This window comes from Cobetia amphilecti (assembly GCF_032923285.1).
Taxonomy (GTDB): Bacteria; Pseudomonadota; Gammaproteobacteria; order Pseudomonadales; family Halomonadaceae; genus Cobetia; species Cobetia amphilecti.
The window spans coordinates 1241671-1257410 of record NZ_CP136695.1 but is presented as its reverse complement, the minus strand read 5'-3'; the positions used below and the strand labels follow the sequence as shown (position 1 = coordinate 1257410).

The 15740-nt window shown below is 62.0% G+C and carries 13 protein-coding genes; 9 read left to right on the top strand and 4 right to left on the bottom strand.

The genetic code is table 11. The features are described from left to right. The first annotated feature begins 38 nt into the window (after window positions 1–38). Window positions 39–2186, top strand: a complete 2148-nt coding sequence (locus R1T44_RS05390; RefSeq protein WP_317292733.1) for a DNA topoisomerase III — start codon at window positions 39–41, stop codon at window positions 2184–2186. Between the two features lie 71 nt (window positions 2187–2257). Then, on the top strand, window positions 2258–3304 hold the full coding sequence (locus R1T44_RS05385) for a ketopantoate reductase family protein (protein ID WP_317292732.1): 1047 nt from the start codon (window positions 2258–2260) through the stop codon (window positions 3302–3304). 231 nt (window positions 3305–3535) lie between these two features. Here R1T44_RS05385 and R1T44_RS05380 read toward each other — a convergent pair whose 3' ends face one another. From R1T44_RS05380 to zwf, 3 genes are read right to left on the bottom strand one after another with little or no spacing between them, the layout of a single operon-like run. After that, the gene (locus R1T44_RS05380) at window positions 3536–4198 is read right to left on the bottom strand and encodes a bifunctional 4-hydroxy-2-oxoglutarate aldolase/2-dehydro-3-deoxy-phosphogluconate aldolase (RefSeq protein ID WP_043332465.1); all 663 of its coding nucleotides are present in this window, start codon (window positions 4196–4198) and stop codon (window positions 3536–3538) included. Window positions 4199–4254: 56 nt separating this feature from the next. After that, window positions 4255–4947, bottom strand: a complete 693-nt coding sequence (gene pgl / locus R1T44_RS05375) for a 6-phosphogluconolactonase (protein WP_317292731.1) — start codon at window positions 4945–4947, stop codon at window positions 4255–4257. Window position 4948: 1 nt separating this feature from the next. After that, on the bottom strand, window positions 4949–6439 hold the full coding sequence (zwf, locus tag R1T44_RS05370) for a glucose-6-phosphate dehydrogenase (RefSeq protein WP_043332469.1): 1491 nt from the start codon (window positions 6437–6439) through the stop codon (window positions 4949–4951). A 390-nt stretch (window positions 6440–6829) separates the two neighbouring features. On the opposite strand from zwf, the gene R1T44_RS05365 reads away from it, so the two are divergent. From R1T44_RS05365 to R1T44_RS05340, 6 genes are all read left to right on the top strand, one after another. Next, window positions 6830–7687: a MurR/RpiR family transcriptional regulator gene (locus R1T44_RS05365; RefSeq protein ID WP_043332471.1), complete on the top strand. Its 858-nt coding sequence runs from the start codon at window positions 6830–6832 to the stop codon at window positions 7685–7687. Between the two features lie 220 nt (window positions 7688–7907). Beyond that, a complete protein-coding gene (locus R1T44_RS05360) occupies window positions 7908–8789 on the top strand; it encodes a putative selenate ABC transporter substrate-binding protein (protein WP_199852379.1) in 882 nt (293 codons plus the stop codon). 4 nt (window positions 8790–8793) lie between these two features. Then, entirely contained in the window at window positions 8794–9522 is a 729-nt protein-coding gene (locus R1T44_RS05355; RefSeq protein WP_317292730.1) for an ATP-binding cassette domain-containing protein, read from the top strand. Further along, window positions 9512–11071, top strand: coding sequence for an ABC transporter permease (locus R1T44_RS05350; RefSeq protein WP_317292729.1), 1560 nt, complete (start codon window positions 9512–9514; stop codon window positions 11069–11071). The genes R1T44_RS05355 and R1T44_RS05350 overlap by 11 nt, the downstream gene beginning before the upstream one ends. Before the next feature lie 73 nt (window positions 11072–11144). Further along, window positions 11145–12437, top strand: a complete 1293-nt coding sequence (locus tag R1T44_RS05345; RefSeq protein WP_317292728.1) for a cation diffusion facilitator family transporter — start codon at window positions 11145–11147, stop codon at window positions 12435–12437. Window positions 12438–12609: 172 nt separating this feature from the next. Beyond that, the gene (locus tag R1T44_RS05340) at window positions 12610–12912 is read left to right on the top strand and encodes a hypothetical protein (RefSeq protein WP_043332474.1); all 303 of its coding nucleotides are present in this window, start codon (window positions 12610–12612) and stop codon (window positions 12910–12912) included. Window positions 12913–12964: 52 nt separating this feature from the next. Here the strand turns inward: R1T44_RS05340 and R1T44_RS05335 are convergent, their stop codons facing one another. Beyond that, entirely contained in the window at window positions 12965–13426 is a 462-nt protein-coding gene (locus R1T44_RS05335) for a pilin (RefSeq protein WP_317292727.1), read from the bottom strand. A 572-nt stretch (window positions 13427–13998) separates the two neighbouring features. Here R1T44_RS05335 and pilB point away from each other — a divergent pair. After that, complete coding sequence (gene pilB, locus R1T44_RS05330) at window positions 13999–15735, top strand: type IV-A pilus assembly ATPase PilB (RefSeq protein ID WP_317292726.1); 1737 nt, start codon at window positions 13999–14001, stop codon at window positions 15733–15735. The last annotated feature ends 5 nt before the right edge of the window (window positions 15736–15740 follow it).

Here is a 15740-nt window from a genome sequence, read left to right as displayed (position 1 = left end):
GATCATCATATCGACAGCCTTTGACCGCAGGATGCCCGATGCGCCTGATCATCGCCGAAAAGCCCAGCCTCGCCCGCGCCATTGCCGAGGCGCTGCCCGGACGCTCAAGCAAGCGCGACGGCTATATCGATGCCGGTGACACCCGTGTCACCTGGTGCATCGGCCACCTGCTGGAGCAGGCCCCGCCGGATGACTACGACGAGCGCTTCAAGCGCTGGTCGCTGGATCACCTGCCGATCATCCCCGAGCAATGGAAGCTCAAGCCACGCAGCCAGGCGCGCGGTCAGCTCAAGACCATCCGCGAGCAGCTCAAGCTGGCCGATGAGGTCGTGCATGCCGGCGACCCCGACCGTGAAGGCCAGCTGCTGGTGCAGGAAGTGCTGGAGCACATGCGCTGGCGCGGACCGGTCAAACGCCTGCTGATCAGTGACATGAACCGCCCCGCCGTCAGCCGCGCCCTCAACAAGCTGGACGACAATCAGCGCTGGCAGCCGCTCTATGAAGCCGCGCTGGCGCGCCAGCGCGCCGACTGGCTGTATGGCATGAATCTGACTCGCGCCTGGACATTGACCGGGCGCCAGGCCGGCCACGACGGCGTATTGTCTGTGGGACGCGTGCAGACGCCGCTGCTGGGACTGGTCGTGCGCCGTGACGAGGAAATCGAGGCCTTCGAGCCCCGCGCCTTCTTCCCGCTGTGGATAGAGGCTGGCGTGGTGGCGGGCAGCTTCAAGGCCTGGTGGCATGCGCCCAGCTCGCCCTGGCTGCAACGTCTGGCGGACAAGGGCACCCCGCTGCCACTCGATGACAAGGGACGCCTGCTGGATAGCCGTCCCGCCGAGCGCCTGGCCCGCCATCTCGCGACCTTGACCACCCTCGGCGATGGCCATGTCGAAAGTGTCGAGGCCAGCGACAAGTCACAGCCCGCGCCGCTGCCCTATTCGCTCTCGGCGCTGCAGGTCGATGCCGCGCGCCGTTTTCGCCTGCCCGCCCAGAAGGTCCTCGACACCTGTCAGGCGCTTTACGAGCGTCATCAGCTGATCACCTATCCGCGCTCCGACTGCCGCTACCTGCCGCGCGAACATCACGCCGGCATGGCCAATCTGATGATCAGCGCCTGCGTGGGTGACCGCGAGCTTGAACGCTACAGTGGCGGCGCCGATTTCAGCCTGCGCTCGCGCGCCTTCAATGACAGCAAGGTCAGCGCGCACCACGCCTTGGCGCCGACCGGGCGCGAGCCGGACTATGCGCGCCTGTCGCGCGATGAAGCCAACCTCTACCGCATGATCACACGCAACGTGCTGGCCCAGTTCTATCCGGCCTATCGCTATCGCGAGGTCAAGGTCGAGCTGCGCTTCGCCAAGGAGCCCTTCCGCGCCAGTGGCCGCAGCGTCATCGACGAGGGCTGGAAGGTGCTGTTCCAGCGCGCTGCGGGGGCCGGGGAGACAGCTGATAAGCAAGACTCTGACAAGAAGGCCTCTGACAGGAACGCAGCTGCCGATGACAAGACCCCGCCGCCGCTGCCCGCCCTGACGGAAGGCGAACCGGCCTGCGTGCTCGACTGCGGTATCGAGGAGAAAGAGACCCGCCCGCCGGAGCCTTTCAATGACGCCAGCCTGATCCAGGCGATGATGAACATCGCACGCTACGTCGAGGATGAAGCGGTGCGGCGCACGCTGCGCGATGTGGATGGGCTGGGCACCGAGGCGACACGCGCCGGCATGCTCGAGACGCTGATCAATCGCGGCTATCTGGTGCGCGAAGGCCAGGCGATGCGCTCGACGCGTATCGGCCGCGCGCTGATTCATGCGCTGCCGCCTGCCGTATCGCGTCCGGAGCGCACCGCACAGTGGGAGCAACGCCTGAGCATGATCCACGAGCAAGGCGACCCGGCGGCGCCCTTCCTGAGCGAGCTGATCGTGGACCTGCGTGCGCTGCTCGCCGATAGCTCCGCCAGCCGCTTGAACACGGCACTGGCCAGCGTCGGCGGTGCGACACCCGCGCCGCGCAAGGGCGGTGGCAAGGGCGGCTCGCGTCGCAAGGCCACGTCCTACAAGAAGCGCGCCTCTGGCAGCTCTTCAGGCAAGACCGCTTCTGGCAGCACTTCTGACGGCGCTTCTCGTAAAAGTGCCTCTTCCAGAAGTCCCCGCAAGCGAGCGACTACGTCACGGCGCAAGACCGATAGCTGACAGCGGGTCGGGTGAAGTACAACCGGCCTTTCCCGCGCTCACGCACTGCTCTCCATGACAAGATGACAAATATGCACACAATGACTGATCCGGAAGATAACTGGCTGTGGATCATCGGTCCGGGCGCCATCGGGCGTCTGCTGGCGGCATCACTGATGGCGGCACGCCAGCGAGAGCTGCGTGAGCAGGGGGCATCCGCACTACCGCGTGTCCTGCTGCTGGGGCGTCAGGCAATGGCGGGGCAAGCGGTCATGCTCGACATGACCACACCGGAATCACTTATTGTTAGCGCAAAGATAAATTATTCAACAATCGACATACTACAAAGCTCATCATCTAGAAAGCCTTCCGCCATCTGGCTGACGACCAAGGCCCACGGCGTACCCGCCGTCTGGCAGCAACTGGCCCCACATATCACGCCCGGGACTCCCGTGACCTGCTGGCAGAACGGACTGAGCGCTCAGCCGTGGCTGGCCGAACGCCACGCCAACCTGCTATGCGCCAGCACCACCGAAGGCGCCTGGATGCCCCCCGAGCCTGGTGCAATCGCGACGCCTGACACTGACTCAACCGCGGATGAACTCCAGCACCTTGGCGTGCAACACGCCGGGCGCGGCCACACCTGGCTGGGCGCATGGCAGAGTGGCGGTGACGGAGATCCCGACAGCCAGTCCAATCAGGCCGCTCTCATGCAAGGTGACTGGCTCAAGGCTGCAGGGTTTGCGTGCGAACAGACACCGGACATCCAGACTCGCCTGTGGCACAAGCTGGCGATCAATGCGGCGATCAACCCCCTGGTGGCACGCTATCGCATTCGCAATGGCCAGCTGCGCGACCGGCCATTTGCGCCGATGGTGCGTCAGGCGGTCGAGGAGATCAGCGCGGTGCTGGATAGCGAAGGCATCTCTGCCCCGGGGGAAGGCTGGCAGGCGCTGGTCGAGCAGGTCATCCGCGCGACCGCCAACAATCGCGCCTCGATGCTGCAGGATGTGCTCGCCGATCGCCCTACCGAGGTCGAGGCGATCCTTGGCCCGCTGCGCCTTGCCACTGCCCGACATGGGCTGGCCCTGCCCTTGCTGAATGATCTCTACTGTCAGCTGAGCACGCCGCAGCGCTGAGACCGGCATCACAACCAGCCCAGCGACTCCAGCCAGACAAGTTAGCCTCGCCTCTCTCCCAAGATGACGCGCATAAAAAAGACCCGCCTCGCGAGAGACGGGTCACAAGCAACAGCCAAGCTGTCGAGAGAGAGCAGTACTGGCAGCCTGTCAGCCTCAAGCACGACGGCGTGCATGACGTTGGCAGGCAACCGCTGGATCAGTGGTCAGCACTCATCCAGATATCAGGCTTCAGCGGTGGAAACGCTCTGAGGCTTCACGCGCCAGCTCGCGGATACCATCCCAGTCACCCGCATCGATCAATTTCTGCGGCGCAACCCAGCTACCACCGACACACATCACGTTCTTGAGCGCGAGGTAGTCAGCGGCGTTGCTCAGGGAAATGCCGCCGGTCGGGCAGAAGCGAGCTTCGCTGATCGGGCCACCGAAGGACTTGATCGCATTGACGCCGCCCGCGGCTTCCGCCGGGAAGAACTTGAAGCGACGGTAACCGTACTGCCAGCCCGTCATCAGCTCCGAGACGGTCGCGACACCCGGCAGCATCGGCACGCTGCTGGTCACGCCGTACTGGTACAGCGCTTCGGTGGTGCCCGGCGTGACGATGAAGTCGACACCCAGCTCTTCCACCTGGCGATACTGTTCCGGCGTCAGCACGGTGCCGGCACCGATGCTGGCGTTGGGCAGCGCTTCACGCATCAGGCGGATGGCTTCCAGCGCGCAGTCGGTACGCAGCGTGACTTCCAGTACGGTCAGGCCACCTTCGTAGAGGGCCTTGCCCAGCGGTACGGCGTCCTCGATGCGCTCGACGGCGATCACCGGCAGCACGGAGGCTTTCTGGCAGATGCTGTCGATCTCGGTGGTGCGAGTCGACGGAAGCTGTTTTTCAAAGCTCATGGCGTTCTCCTTGTGCCGCGGCCAGCCTCCCTTGTGGCTGGCCGCGGCCGATGTGATCAGGGGGCCCAGTAAAGCGCCAGCGGCGCGGACAGGAAGGCACGAATCGGCAGTTCACTGACCGCCTCGACGTCGCTCAGCGCGCGCGACAGCACGGCCTGCTTGTCGGTCCCCGTGAGATGAAGCACGGTACGACGCGTCTGGCGCAGACGCTCGAGAGACAGCGTGATACGCGCCTGCGGCACGCTGGGTGCACGCATCGGCACACAGCAATCCGCACTGGTCAGCGCTTCCTGCAGACGGTCACCATCCGGGAACAGCGAGGCCGTGTGGCCATCGCCACCCATGCCGAGAATCAGCGCGGAGGCCGGCCAAGGGAGCGTCGCGATGCGAGCACTCACTTCTGCGCAACCGTCTTCCGGCTCTGCCTCGGCGTTGGTCAGCGGATGGAAGGTGGCGGCACTGGCCGCACCGCTCAGCAGGTGCTCACGCACGAAGCGTGCATTGCTGTCATCGGCGTCTTCGCTCACCCAACGCTCATCGGCGAGAGTGATATCGACCCGCGACCAATCCAGCGGCTTGTCGCGCAGCGCGGCAAACAGCGGCTTGGGCGTGGAGCCGCCGGAAACCACCAGCAGCGCACGCGCTGACGGATCAACGTCGAGATCAGCACGCAAGGCGGCGGCCAGATACTCGGCGAGAGAGTGTGCGGTCTGTACGCGCGGGTCCTGCTCAGTCACGGTGGCGCTCATCTCAATACTCCTCATACCAGCTGCGACCGTCGCGCGTGATCATCGCGATCGAGGAGACGGGGCCCCAGGAGCCGGCCGGATAACGGCGCGGCGTGGCAGCGCGGGATTCCCAGCCATCGATGAGGGTATCGACCCAGCGCCAGGCGTGTTCGATCTCGTCACGACGCACGAACAGATACTGCTGGCCCTTGATGACCTCAAGCAGCAGACGTTCGTAAGCTTCCGGAATACGGCGCTTGGGGAAGGCGCTGTTGAAGTCGAGGTCCAGCGGGCCCGGGCGCAGACGCATGCCCTTGTCGAGACCGGAGTCCTTGGTCAGCACCTGCAGGGAGATGCCTTCGGACGGCTGAAGACGGATGATCAGCTTGTTGGCCGCCAGCGAGCGCTGGTCCGGATCGAAGATGTAGTGCGGCTGCTGACGGAAGTGGATCACGATCTGTGACAGCTTTTCCGGCATGCGCTTGCCGGTCCGCAGGTAGAACGGCACACCGGCCCAGCGCCAGTTGGAGACTTCGGTCTTGAAGGCCACGAAGGTCTCGGTCTGGGATTCGGTGTTGGCACCCTCTTCCTCGAGGTAGCCCGGCACGTGCTGACCGTCGACGGCACCCGCGATGTACTGACCACGTACCAGATCCGTGTTGAGACGCTCGCCGGTGATCGGGCGCAACGCCTTGAGCACCTTGACCTTCTCGTCACGAATGGCGTCCGCATCCAGGTTGGACGGCGGGTCCATCGCGATCAGACACAGCAGCTGCAGCAGGTGGTTCTGCACCATGTCACGCAGCTGACCGGCCTGATCGAAGTAGCCCCAGCGCCCTTCGATGCCGACCTTCTCCGCCACGGTGATCTCGACGTGGGAAATCTGGTTCTGATTCCACTGGTTGCCGAACATCGGGTTGGCGAAGCGCAGCGCGATCAGGTTCTGGACGGTTTCCTTGCCCAGATAGTGATCGATACGATAGATCTGGGATTCGTGGAAGACGGCGCCGATCGCGTCGTTGACGACGCGCGAGCTCTCCAGATCAGAGCCGATCGGCTTCTCGACCACGACACGCGAGTGCTCGTCGAGACAGCCCGCCGCCTGCAGATTGCTACTGATGTCGCCGTAGATACGCGACGGTACGGACAGATAGATCATCAGCGGGCGCGGCGACGGCTTGCCCTTGGCATCCACACGCCAATCGGCGATCGCGGAATAGCCTTCCACGGTGCTGAAGTCCAGCGCCGCATAGCTGATGCGAGAGAGGAAGCGCTCGATGCATTCCTTCTCGAGGTGTTCCGGCTTGACGCGCTCCTTGAGCGCCGCCTGCACGGTGTCCTTGAAGGATTCGAGGCTGACATCCTGACGTGCCAGACCGATCAGGCGAGTTGCCTTCTCGAGCAGACCGTCACGGTCGAGGTGATAGAGGGCTGGATATAGCTTGCGCTTGGCGAGGTCGCCCAAGGCGCCGAACAGGGCAATATCCACGCCCGGAATGATGTCGGAACTCATGCCGCCGATTTCTCCCGTCGAAACTGCCCTGTATGCCGAAATGACCGACAAGGTGGGCGACTTCGAACCCGCTTCCTGGAAGGCTGCGCAGGCTGGCGCGGCGAGGAGAGGCTCGAATGACACACGGCACCGGGAAGGCGTTGGCGATACATGGCTGGTTATATTAACAACAAATGTAGCGATAACGCCGCTGTCACTCAAGACAATTCGCCCCACAAATAGGTAAACTTACCTAAAAGTGGTAGTCAGCGGCGCTTTCGCTTTCACCTCGTCCTTCGCGCCCCTGGATCAGCAAGTGACCCAAAGAGATGCTTGGCCTACCAGACGAGTGAGGCTAGGATGCCCAGATTACGTAGTTATTTCACTACACAATGGCAGGGTAACAGGCGAATGGCAGTACACGACCTCATCAATCGCATCCGTGAACGTCTCGACGAGCTCAATCGCTCCGAGCGCAAGGTCGCCGACGTCATTCTGGCGGATCCGGCTGCGGCCACCGGCATGAGCATCGCGGCGCTCGCTCAGGCATCGCTGGTCAGCGAGCCGACCGTCAACCGCTTCTGTCGCAACTTCGATGCCAAGGGCTTCCCCGACTTCAAGATCAAGCTGGCCCAGAGCCTGGCCGGTGGCACGCCCTATGTGTCACGCAGTGTCGATCAGAACGATGATGCCGCCGCCTATGGCGACAAGATTCTCGGCGCCACCGTGGCCGCACTCGACGATGCCCGTCGCGCACTGGACCCCAGACGCATCGAACGCGCCGTCGATTACCTGAGCCAGGCCAAGCAGATCTGCTTCTTCGGCCTTGGCGCCTCAGGCCCGGTCGCGGCGGATGCCCAGCACAAGTTCTTCCGCTTCAACCTGCCGGTCATGGCCTATGAAGATGTGCTCATGCAGCGCATGGTGGCCGCCGCCTGCCATACCGGCGACGTGATCGTGATCATCTCCTACACCGGACGCACCCGCGAACTGGTCGATATCGCCAAGCTCGCACGCAGCAATGGCGCCGCGGTACTGGGCATCACCGCACCGGACTCTCCGCTGGCACGCGAGTGCACCGAGGTGCTGGAAGTCATGGCCCCGGAAGACACCGATATCTATATGCCGATGACCTCACGCATGATCCACCTGGCCCTGATCGACGTGCTGGCCACCGGCGTGACGCTGCGCCGTGGAGAAGACTTCCAACAGCACCTCAAGAAGATCAAGGACAGCTTGAAGGACACCCGTTTCCCACCGGAGTCTTGAGCACTCGCCACCAAGTCATCAGCCCCAGCCAAGGCAAATGAGCTCTTCCTGCGCAGCCATTCAACGCGCTACTGACGCTTCAGCGCCACTTGAACGATCCTTCAGGCATGGCGCGGGGCTTGCACCCGCGTGATCAAGACACAACAATACGCGCCATACCCCCTGACATGCGGTGCTCGCCGCATGATGTCTCATGTCGTGAATGCTGAGGATGCTTCCCATGCGCTGGCTGGCCACTGCTGCTCTGACCCTGATTTCCGCCCTTCCCGTGACCATGAGTCTGGCTCAGGCCGACACCTTCAAGTTCACGGCGATTCCGGATGAAGACGAGTCACGCCTGGTGGAGCGTTTCGACAAGGTCGCCGACTATCTGGAAGAGAAGCTGGGCGTCGATGTCGAGTATGTGCCGGTCAAATCCTACAGCGCCGCCGTCAGCGCCTTCCGCAATGATCAGATCCAGATGGCCTGGTTCGGCGGCCTGACAGGCGTTCAGGCACGTCAGATGGTGCCGGGCTCCGTCGCCATCGCCCAGGGCGTGGAAGATGCCGCCTTCCGCAGCTACTTCATCGCACGTCGCGACCTCAAGCTGGCCGGCGATGCCGCCGAGCCGCTGGACGCCTTGCCCGACTCCCTCGAAGGCCACTCCTTCACCTTCGGCGCCAAGACCTCCACTTCAGGCCGCCTGATGCCGGAATACTATCTGCGCGAGCAGTTCCAGCAGGCGCCGGACGCCCTGTTCAGCCGCGTCGGTTTTTCCGGCGACCACTCACGCACCATCGCACTGGTCGCGGCCGGCACCTATGACGTGGGCGCGGTCAACTTCGCGGTGTGGGAAGCGGCAGTCAAGGACGGCAAGGTCGACCCGAGCAAGGTGCAGGTGCTGTGGCAGACGCCAGCCTACCCGGATTATCAGTGGACGATTCGTGGCGATGCCGACAGCCACTTCGGCGCGGACTTCACCGCCCATGTCACCACGGCCCTGCTGGACATGAAGGACCCGGACCTGCTCGAGAGCTTCCCGCGCTCCGGCTTCATTCCGGCCAGCAACGATGACTACGCGCCGATCAAGACCGTCGGTGAACAGCTCGGTCTGCTGCGCTGAGCTCATGACCCAGGAAACACCCTCTCCACTGCTGCACCTTTCGCAAGACCACCTCGGCCATGGCGCCGAGGTGGTCTTGCGTGACCTGGATATTCGCCTCCTGCCGGGCGAGCGCATCGCCCTGCTCGGTGCCAGTGGCGCAGGCAAGTCCACGCTGCTGGAAGCCCTGCGCGCCGCGCTGCAACAGCGCGACGTAGCGGCCGCCTGGTGCCCTCAACGCCAGGGACTGGTGCCGCAATTGTCGGTCTACCACAACATCTTCATGGGCCGGTTGGACCAGCACTCACGGCTGACCAACCTGCTCAATCTGCTGCGCCCGAAACCGTTTCATTGGCAGGCGGTCGCCACGCTGTGCGAACCGCTGGGTATCGCCGGCCTGATGGAACGCTCCGTCGAGGCGCTTTCCGGCGGTCAGCGCCAGCGTGTCGCCATCGCACGTGCGCTCTATCAGGGCCATGATCTGTTCCTCGGTGACGAGCCCGTCGCAAGCGTAGACCCGCATCAGGCCAGCCAGTTGATCCAGCTGATTCACGCCCGCCACGCCACCAGCGTGGTAGCGCTTCATCAGCGTGAGTTGGCACTCACTCACTTCACGCGCGTTATCGGGCTTGGCAAGCAGGCTGACGGCCAGGGGCGCGTGCTGCTGGATGTCGCGACCGACGGACTTACGTCTGGCGACCTGGATTTCCTGTACCCCGCTGCGGCGACCCGCGAGTCATCCGATGTCAGCTGACCCCTCCACCATGACGGCAGAGCTGCGCCATCCTCCTCGCTGGTGGCAGACACGCAGTGACGGCGCGCGCCTGTTGCGCCTCGGTGGTGGTCTGGTCATCGCGATGCTGGTGCTGGTGCCCTTCGCCGATCTCTCTATTACCTCGCGCGACCCTTGGCAGGAACTGGGCCGCATGCTGGCGGGCCTGGCATCGCCGACTCCCGGCGCGCTGGAATCCCCGCTGCACGCTCTGATCCTGACCATCGCCTTCGCGCTGTGGGGCACCCTGCTGGGTGCGCTGATCGGGCTGCCAATGGCATTGGTCTACTCTCGCTCACGCTTGCTGCGGGGCATCTGTGCCGGGCTGCGTGCGGTACATGAGCTGTTCTGGGCGCTGCTGTTGCTGCAGGTATTCGGGCTGTCGGCCGCCACGGCATTGGCGGCGATCACGATTCCCTATGCCGCGACCTTCGCCAAGGTCTATGCCGAGATTCTCGAACAACTGCCGCAGGCGCCGCTCAAGGCACTGCCCTGGGCCAGCTCACGCGCGATGCGCTTTGTGTATGCTGAACTGCCGATGGCGTGGCGGCGCATGGCCAGCTATACCCGCTATCGCTTCGAATGCGGACTGCGCGCCAGTGTCCTGCTCGGTTTCGTCGGCTTGCCCACGCTGGGCTTCTATCTGGAAAGCGCCTTTCGCGAGGGTCGTTACGCCGAGGCGGGCGCTCTGCTGTGGATCTTCTATCTGCTGATCGCCACGCTCCCATGGTGGGGGCACCGTCGGGTATTGCCGGTACTGGCCATCGCCAGCCTCTGGTGGCTGGGGCCATGGCCCGATGTCAGCCCGACCCTGCTGTGGCGCTTCATCAGCCATGACATCTGGCCGGCGCCGCTGGTCAATGCATCATTCGAATCGCTGGTCTCGGGTGAGCTCGCGACAGGCCTGCTGCAGTGGGCAGGCCACCTGCCCGACCTGCTGCCCGCCATCGGCAATACCTTGCTGCTCGGCCTGCTGGGCACCGCCGGTAGTCTGCTGATCGCCATGCTGCTGTGGCCGCTGGCCAGCCGCCATGTGGGCAACCGCCTCTCGCAACACTCGACCAACGGCCTGCTTATCTTCCTGCGTACCACGCCGGAGCTGATTCTAGCCTTCATCCTGCTGTTGCTGCTGGGGCCCTCGCTGCTGCCCGCCTGGCTGGCGCTAGCGCTGCACAACGGCGCGATCATCGCCTTCCTGTGTGCTCGTCATGCCAACCAGATTCAGCTGCCTCCCAGCCGCCCGCAGGGCAAGTTCGAATGCTGGCTCTATGAGCTCAACCCGCGTGTCGCTCCCGGCATGTTCGCATTGCTGCTCTACCGCGCCGAGACCATCATTCGCGAGACGGCCATTCTCGGCATGCTGGGGGTGGTGACGCTGGGCTTCCATATCGACTCGAGCTTCGAATACCTGATGTTTGATCAGGCATTTGCCTTGCTGGTGCTCACCGCCATACTCAATATCGTCGTTGACAGCCTCGCGCGGCGCCTGCGCCCCAGCGGCGAGATCTCTGAAGACAGCTGCGTGCGCTGACTCCTGCCCGGCCTGCGCAGAAGTAGGCGCTGACTTCATGACGCCCCCGACTCCCCTTTGAGCGAGCCTCCCCATGCCTCAACCATCACCCGCAGATGCCGCCAGCACGGCAAGCGCCAAGCGTGAAGCACAGCGCATCACCTTGATCGGCGCGGCGCTGGATGGCGTGCTGGGTGTCGCGAAGCTCGTCATCGGCAAGCTGGTCGGCTCGCAGGCGCTGATCGCCGATGGCATCCATTCCCTGTCAGACCTCGTGACAGACGCCTTCGTGTTGGTGGCGACTCACTACGGCCGCCAGGCGCCGGATCGCTCACATCCGTGGGGGCATGAGCGCATCGAGACGCTCGGCACTCTGGTACTCGGCAGTCTGCTATTGGCCGTGGCGGGCGCCATTGGCTGGGAAGGCATATTGCGCAGCTGGGAGCTGATGTTCGGCTCACTGACCATTCCGTTACCCGGCGCGCTGGGCATCGGCATCGCGATCATCTCTCTGCTCGGCAAGGAAGGTATCTTTCGCGCCACGCTCAAGATCGCGCGCAAGCAGAAATCCAAGCTGCTGGAGGCCAATGCCTGGCACTCGCGCAGCGATGCGCTCTCCACCGTGGCGGTGCTGATAGGCCTGATCGGTACCCAGCTGGGAGCCAGCTGGCTGGATGGCATCGCGGCGGTCGTCGTTGGCGTGATGGTGGGCAAGATCGGCGCCTCCTTGGCCTGGGAGGCCTCACGCGAACTGATCGACACCGCCCTGCCACGCGAACAGCAACACGCCATGCGTGAGTGCTTGCTGTCACTGCCGGAGGTGCGTGGTGCCCATGACTTGCGCAGCCGCACGCTGGCCGGCCGTATCGTGCTGGAAGTCCACCTGCTGGTCGCGCCACGCATCAGCGTCTCGGAAGGCCATGCCATCGGTCATCATGCAGTGGCTCGCCTCAAGGCCGAATTCCCCCAGCTCAGTGATGTGCTCTATCACATCGACCCTGAAGACGACTCGCATCTCGGCCAGGCTAGCCTGGCGCAGCCCACGCTGCAGCAGCCCCTGCCCCTGCCCCTGCGCAGCGACATCATCGTCGCACTCGAGAAATGCTGGCAGCAGTCACCCCTCTGGCAGGCGCGCAGCGGCCTCACTCTGCATTACGTCAACCATGCCACCACGTCTGCTGACACCGACTCGTCGGCCCCGCATGTGGATATCCTGCTGGAGCTGCCAGGTTGTGCTACGCAAGCCGCCTCGGAAACGGCTCAGCAATGTAACCACGACGCTGACTCACGCAACGCATCAATCGACGAGATGGAACGCCTCGCAGCGGGTCTTGAGTGGTTTGGCAAGCTGGAGATTGGTGTGATGTCACATATCCACCAGCGCTGACGTGTGGGTTACACTGCAGGCAAAGGTAGGCATGGCATCCTGAACTTCAGAGGCAGGCTTGGGTTGATCCCTCATCGTTCAAAAGCGCTCAAAGGCGCTCCAGGCATCGTCATCAAGACCAGAATTCACGCTCGAACTCAAAGACAGACATCCACCAGACAAGGAGCACGCCATGAGCAACGCATCCGGCGAAATGCACAAGACACGCATCATCAGTGAGCTGAAAGGCTTCATCCGCAAGCTGCTGCAAGACCCGAAGATTCTCGAGCAATCACTGGTCGTGGCGCGAGCGCGCCTCAAGGAAGGGGCAGAACAAGGAAAGAATGAGCAAGCAGTGCTAGCTATCATCGCCAACGAGATATCTGACACTACCAGCATCCATATCCCGGAAGATCCAGCAGAGCACTCCGATGCAGACAAGCTGTTCCTGGAGCTACTGAAGGATGTGGTGGAAGAGGAAGAGGCACTTTATTGAGAATTTTATAGATACAACAAAAAACCGCCCCGAAGGGCGGTTTTTTTAATCACTAATGAGTAGTGCGGCAGTTAGTTGGGACTACAGCAAGCTTGGATGCATCAGTTTCACAAGCCCAGCTGATAGAACCAGAATTAACTGTCGGTTCAAGGTAGATCTTTTTACCTTGCAAATCCGCGGCAACGCCAGAACTTTTCATGGTTGCAGTGATCAAACCAGAACCAGCAGTAGTACCATCCCCACCGTCGACATCAACGCTCAGAACATAAGTGCCATTAATAGCAGTAGCTGCAGAGTAATTTAGATCTGTAATGGAAGGGAATTCTCCTTCACTAGCATAATACTCGGAAACCTCGGTTTTTAGCCCACTAGCTAGGTTAAGAGCCTCGGTAGCCTGAGCGCGAGCAGTGTAATCCTGGTAACGCGGAATCGCGATGGCTGCCAGAATACCGATAATCGCCACAACGATCATCAGCTCGATCAATGTAAAACCAGCTTGTTGCTTGCGTGTCATGGTGTGACTCCCTTGCATTTGCGTAGTGAGATCAGGTCGTACGTCCTGATACCCCGGTTACCTTCCCTGACCAGCAGGATGTTACAGAAGAATGTCAGCATGGGTGTTTGATTCTAATATTCCCAACAACTTCTTCATCAGCATAACATCTTGATATCACGGGGTGTCGACCGGACGGGACGAGTGATACCACAGCCACAGATCAGGTGCCATTGCCATGTCGCAAGACGCTTGCCTGGCGGCGCTGACGGCTGCTTGGTTGTTACAATAGATTACACTCAGTGACATTGCAAGCAACGAACACAAAAACTTTGTGATCGAGATTCAGACTTTCTTCAACGCTACGCCCGAGCCATCAGTGTTTGGCTAGCTCCTTCCACTCACTCTATCCCCTTCCCATGTCACGAATGCGCCATTCCTAGCGCAGGGCAATCCAGCTACACTCTTCTGCAAGACGATGCTTGTAATACGATGGCTTACCGCACCAGATTTCGCGCGCAGCGCATCAGTGCCTGCTTCACGTTTCAAGCAGTCAAAGTAGCCCCATCGGCAACTGCAACAGGAAGAGTGTCATGCCCCAGTCAGAACACCCGCTAAAAGGATTTGCCGCCCGACTGGTCGACTCTGGCCTGCTCGAACCACAGGCAGCACAGCTGGCTGAACAGGAAGCCAATGAGGCCGGGGAAAGCCTGTTGCTGCACATTATCGCGCATGGCCTGGTACCGGCGCGTGAGGCGACATTGGCAGCCGCCTGGGAATATGGCCTGCCGTATGTGGATCTCGATGCCCTTCGTGTCGACTCACTGCCTTCCATTGATGAGCTGCCCGAAAAAGTCCTGCGCAAGCTGGGGGTATTGCCTCTCTATCGCCGTGAACATCGCTTGACAGTTGGCGTGCCCTCCCCATCGACGCTCACGCATCTTGATGAGCTGCAGTTTGCCACCGGCTTGTCGATCGAGAGTGTTCTGGTCGCTGCCGACCAGCTGACGCCGGCTCTGGAACAGTACCTGGAAGCCGGCGAAGAAAGTGCCATGGACATGCTGAGCGAAGATGGCGAAGCACTCGATGGGCTGGATTTCGAGGGCGAAGAAGATAACAACCATGACATGGCGATCACGGCCAGCAGTGACGATGCACCAGTGGTGCGCTTCGTTCACAAGGTGCTGCTGGATGCCATCAAGCGTGGCGCCTCGGATATCCACTTCGAGCCCTACGAATCCACCTATCGCATTCGTTTTCGTATCGATGGCATGTTGATCGAGAATACCCGTCCGCCCTTCAATATGCGCAACCGTATCTCGGCGCGCCTGAAAGTCATGTCGCGCATGGATATTTCCGAGCGTCGATTGCCACAGGATGGCGCGATCAAACTGCGCCTGTCCAAGTCCCGCTCCATCGACTTTCGCGTCAATACACTGCCCACCGTGTATGGCGAGAAGCTGGTGCTGCGTATCCTCGACCCCAGTTCGGCCAAGATGGGCATCGAGGCGCTGGGCTTCGAACCTGAACAGCGCGCCATGTTCGAGAAAACGCTGGATCAGCCACAGGGCATGATTCTGGTCACAGGCCCGACCGGTAGCGGCAAGACCGTGACGCTCTATACAGGCCTGAATATCCTCAATACACCGGAGCGCAATATCTCGACGGCGGAAGACCCGGTCGAGCTCAAGGTAGAAGGCGTCAACCAGGTCAATGTGCTGCCCAAGATCGGCCTGGACTTCGCCTCGGCCTTGCGCGCCTTCCTGCGCCAGGATCCCGATGTGGTGATGGTGGGGGAAATTCGCGACAAGGAAACCGCCGAGATTGCCATCAAGGCGGCACAGACCGGTCACCTGGTACTTTCCACCTTGCACACCAATTCTGCCCCCGAGACGCTGACACGCCTGAGCAACATGGGTATCGCTCCCTTCAACATCGCGAGTTCCGTCTCGTTGATCATCGCTCAGCGCCTTGCTCGCCGCCTGTGTACCCACTGCCGCCAGCCAGCGGAGATTCCACCTGAGGCGATGGCCTCGATGGGCTTCAGTGAAGACAATGGCTTCAGCGCAGCAGAACTCGAGGCGGCGACCATATTCCGTCCTGTCGGTTGCAGTCAGTGCACGCTGGGTTACAAGGGGCGCGTCGGCATCTATGAAGTCATGCCGATCTCGGATGAGATGAGCCGCTTGATCATGCGTGAGGGCACCGCCATCGAGCTGGCAGACCAGGCGCGCAAGGAAGGGCTTTCAGACCTGAGGCGTAGCGGCTTGCGCAAGGTGATGTCGGGCATGACCTCGCTGGAAGAAGTCAATCGCATCACCAAGGACTGAGTCGC

Bases quoted from the DNA above. Each gene is read 5' to 3' on its own strand.
- R1T44_RS05335 (WP_317292727.1), bottom strand. From the start codon at position 13,426: ATGACACGCAAGCAACAAGCTGGTTTTACATTGATCGAGCTGATGATC.
- R1T44_RS05385 (WP_317292732.1), top strand. From the start codon at position 2,258: ATGCACACAATGACTGATCCGGAAGATAACTGGCTGTGGATCATCGGT.
- R1T44_RS05380 (WP_043332465.1), bottom strand. From the start codon at position 4,198: ATGAGCTTTGAAAAACAGCTTCCGTCGACTCGCACCACCGAGATCGAC.
- R1T44_RS05365 (WP_043332471.1), top strand. From the start codon at position 6,830: ATGGCAGTACACGACCTCATCAATCGCATCCGTGAACGTCTCGACGAG.
- R1T44_RS05355 (WP_317292730.1), top strand. From the start codon at position 8,794: ATGACCCAGGAAACACCCTCTCCACTGCTGCACCTTTCGCAAGACCAC.
- R1T44_RS05345 (WP_317292728.1), top strand. From the start codon at position 11,145: ATGCCTCAACCATCACCCGCAGATGCCGCCAGCACGGCAAGCGCCAAG.
- R1T44_RS05340 (WP_043332474.1), top strand. From the start codon at position 12,610: ATGAGCAACGCATCCGGCGAAATGCACAAGACACGCATCATCAGTGAG.
- R1T44_RS05350 (WP_317292729.1), top strand. From the start codon at position 9,512: ATGTCAGCTGACCCCTCCACCATGACGGCAGAGCTGCGCCATCCTCCT.
- zwf (WP_043332469.1), bottom strand. From the start codon at position 6,439: ATGAGTTCCGACATCATTCCGGGCGTGGATATTGCCCTGTTCGGCGCC.
- R1T44_RS05390 (WP_317292733.1), top strand. From the start codon at position 39: ATGCGCCTGATCATCGCCGAAAAGCCCAGCCTCGCCCGCGCCATTGCC.
- R1T44_RS05360 (WP_199852379.1), top strand. From the start codon at position 7,908: ATGCGCTGGCTGGCCACTGCTGCTCTGACCCTGATTTCCGCCCTTCCC.
- pilB (WP_317292726.1), top strand. From the start codon at position 13,999: ATGCCCCAGTCAGAACACCCGCTAAAAGGATTTGCCGCCCGACTGGTC.
- pgl (WP_317292731.1), bottom strand. From the start codon at position 4,947: ATGAGCGCCACCGTGACTGAGCAGGACCCGCGCGTACAGACCGCACAC.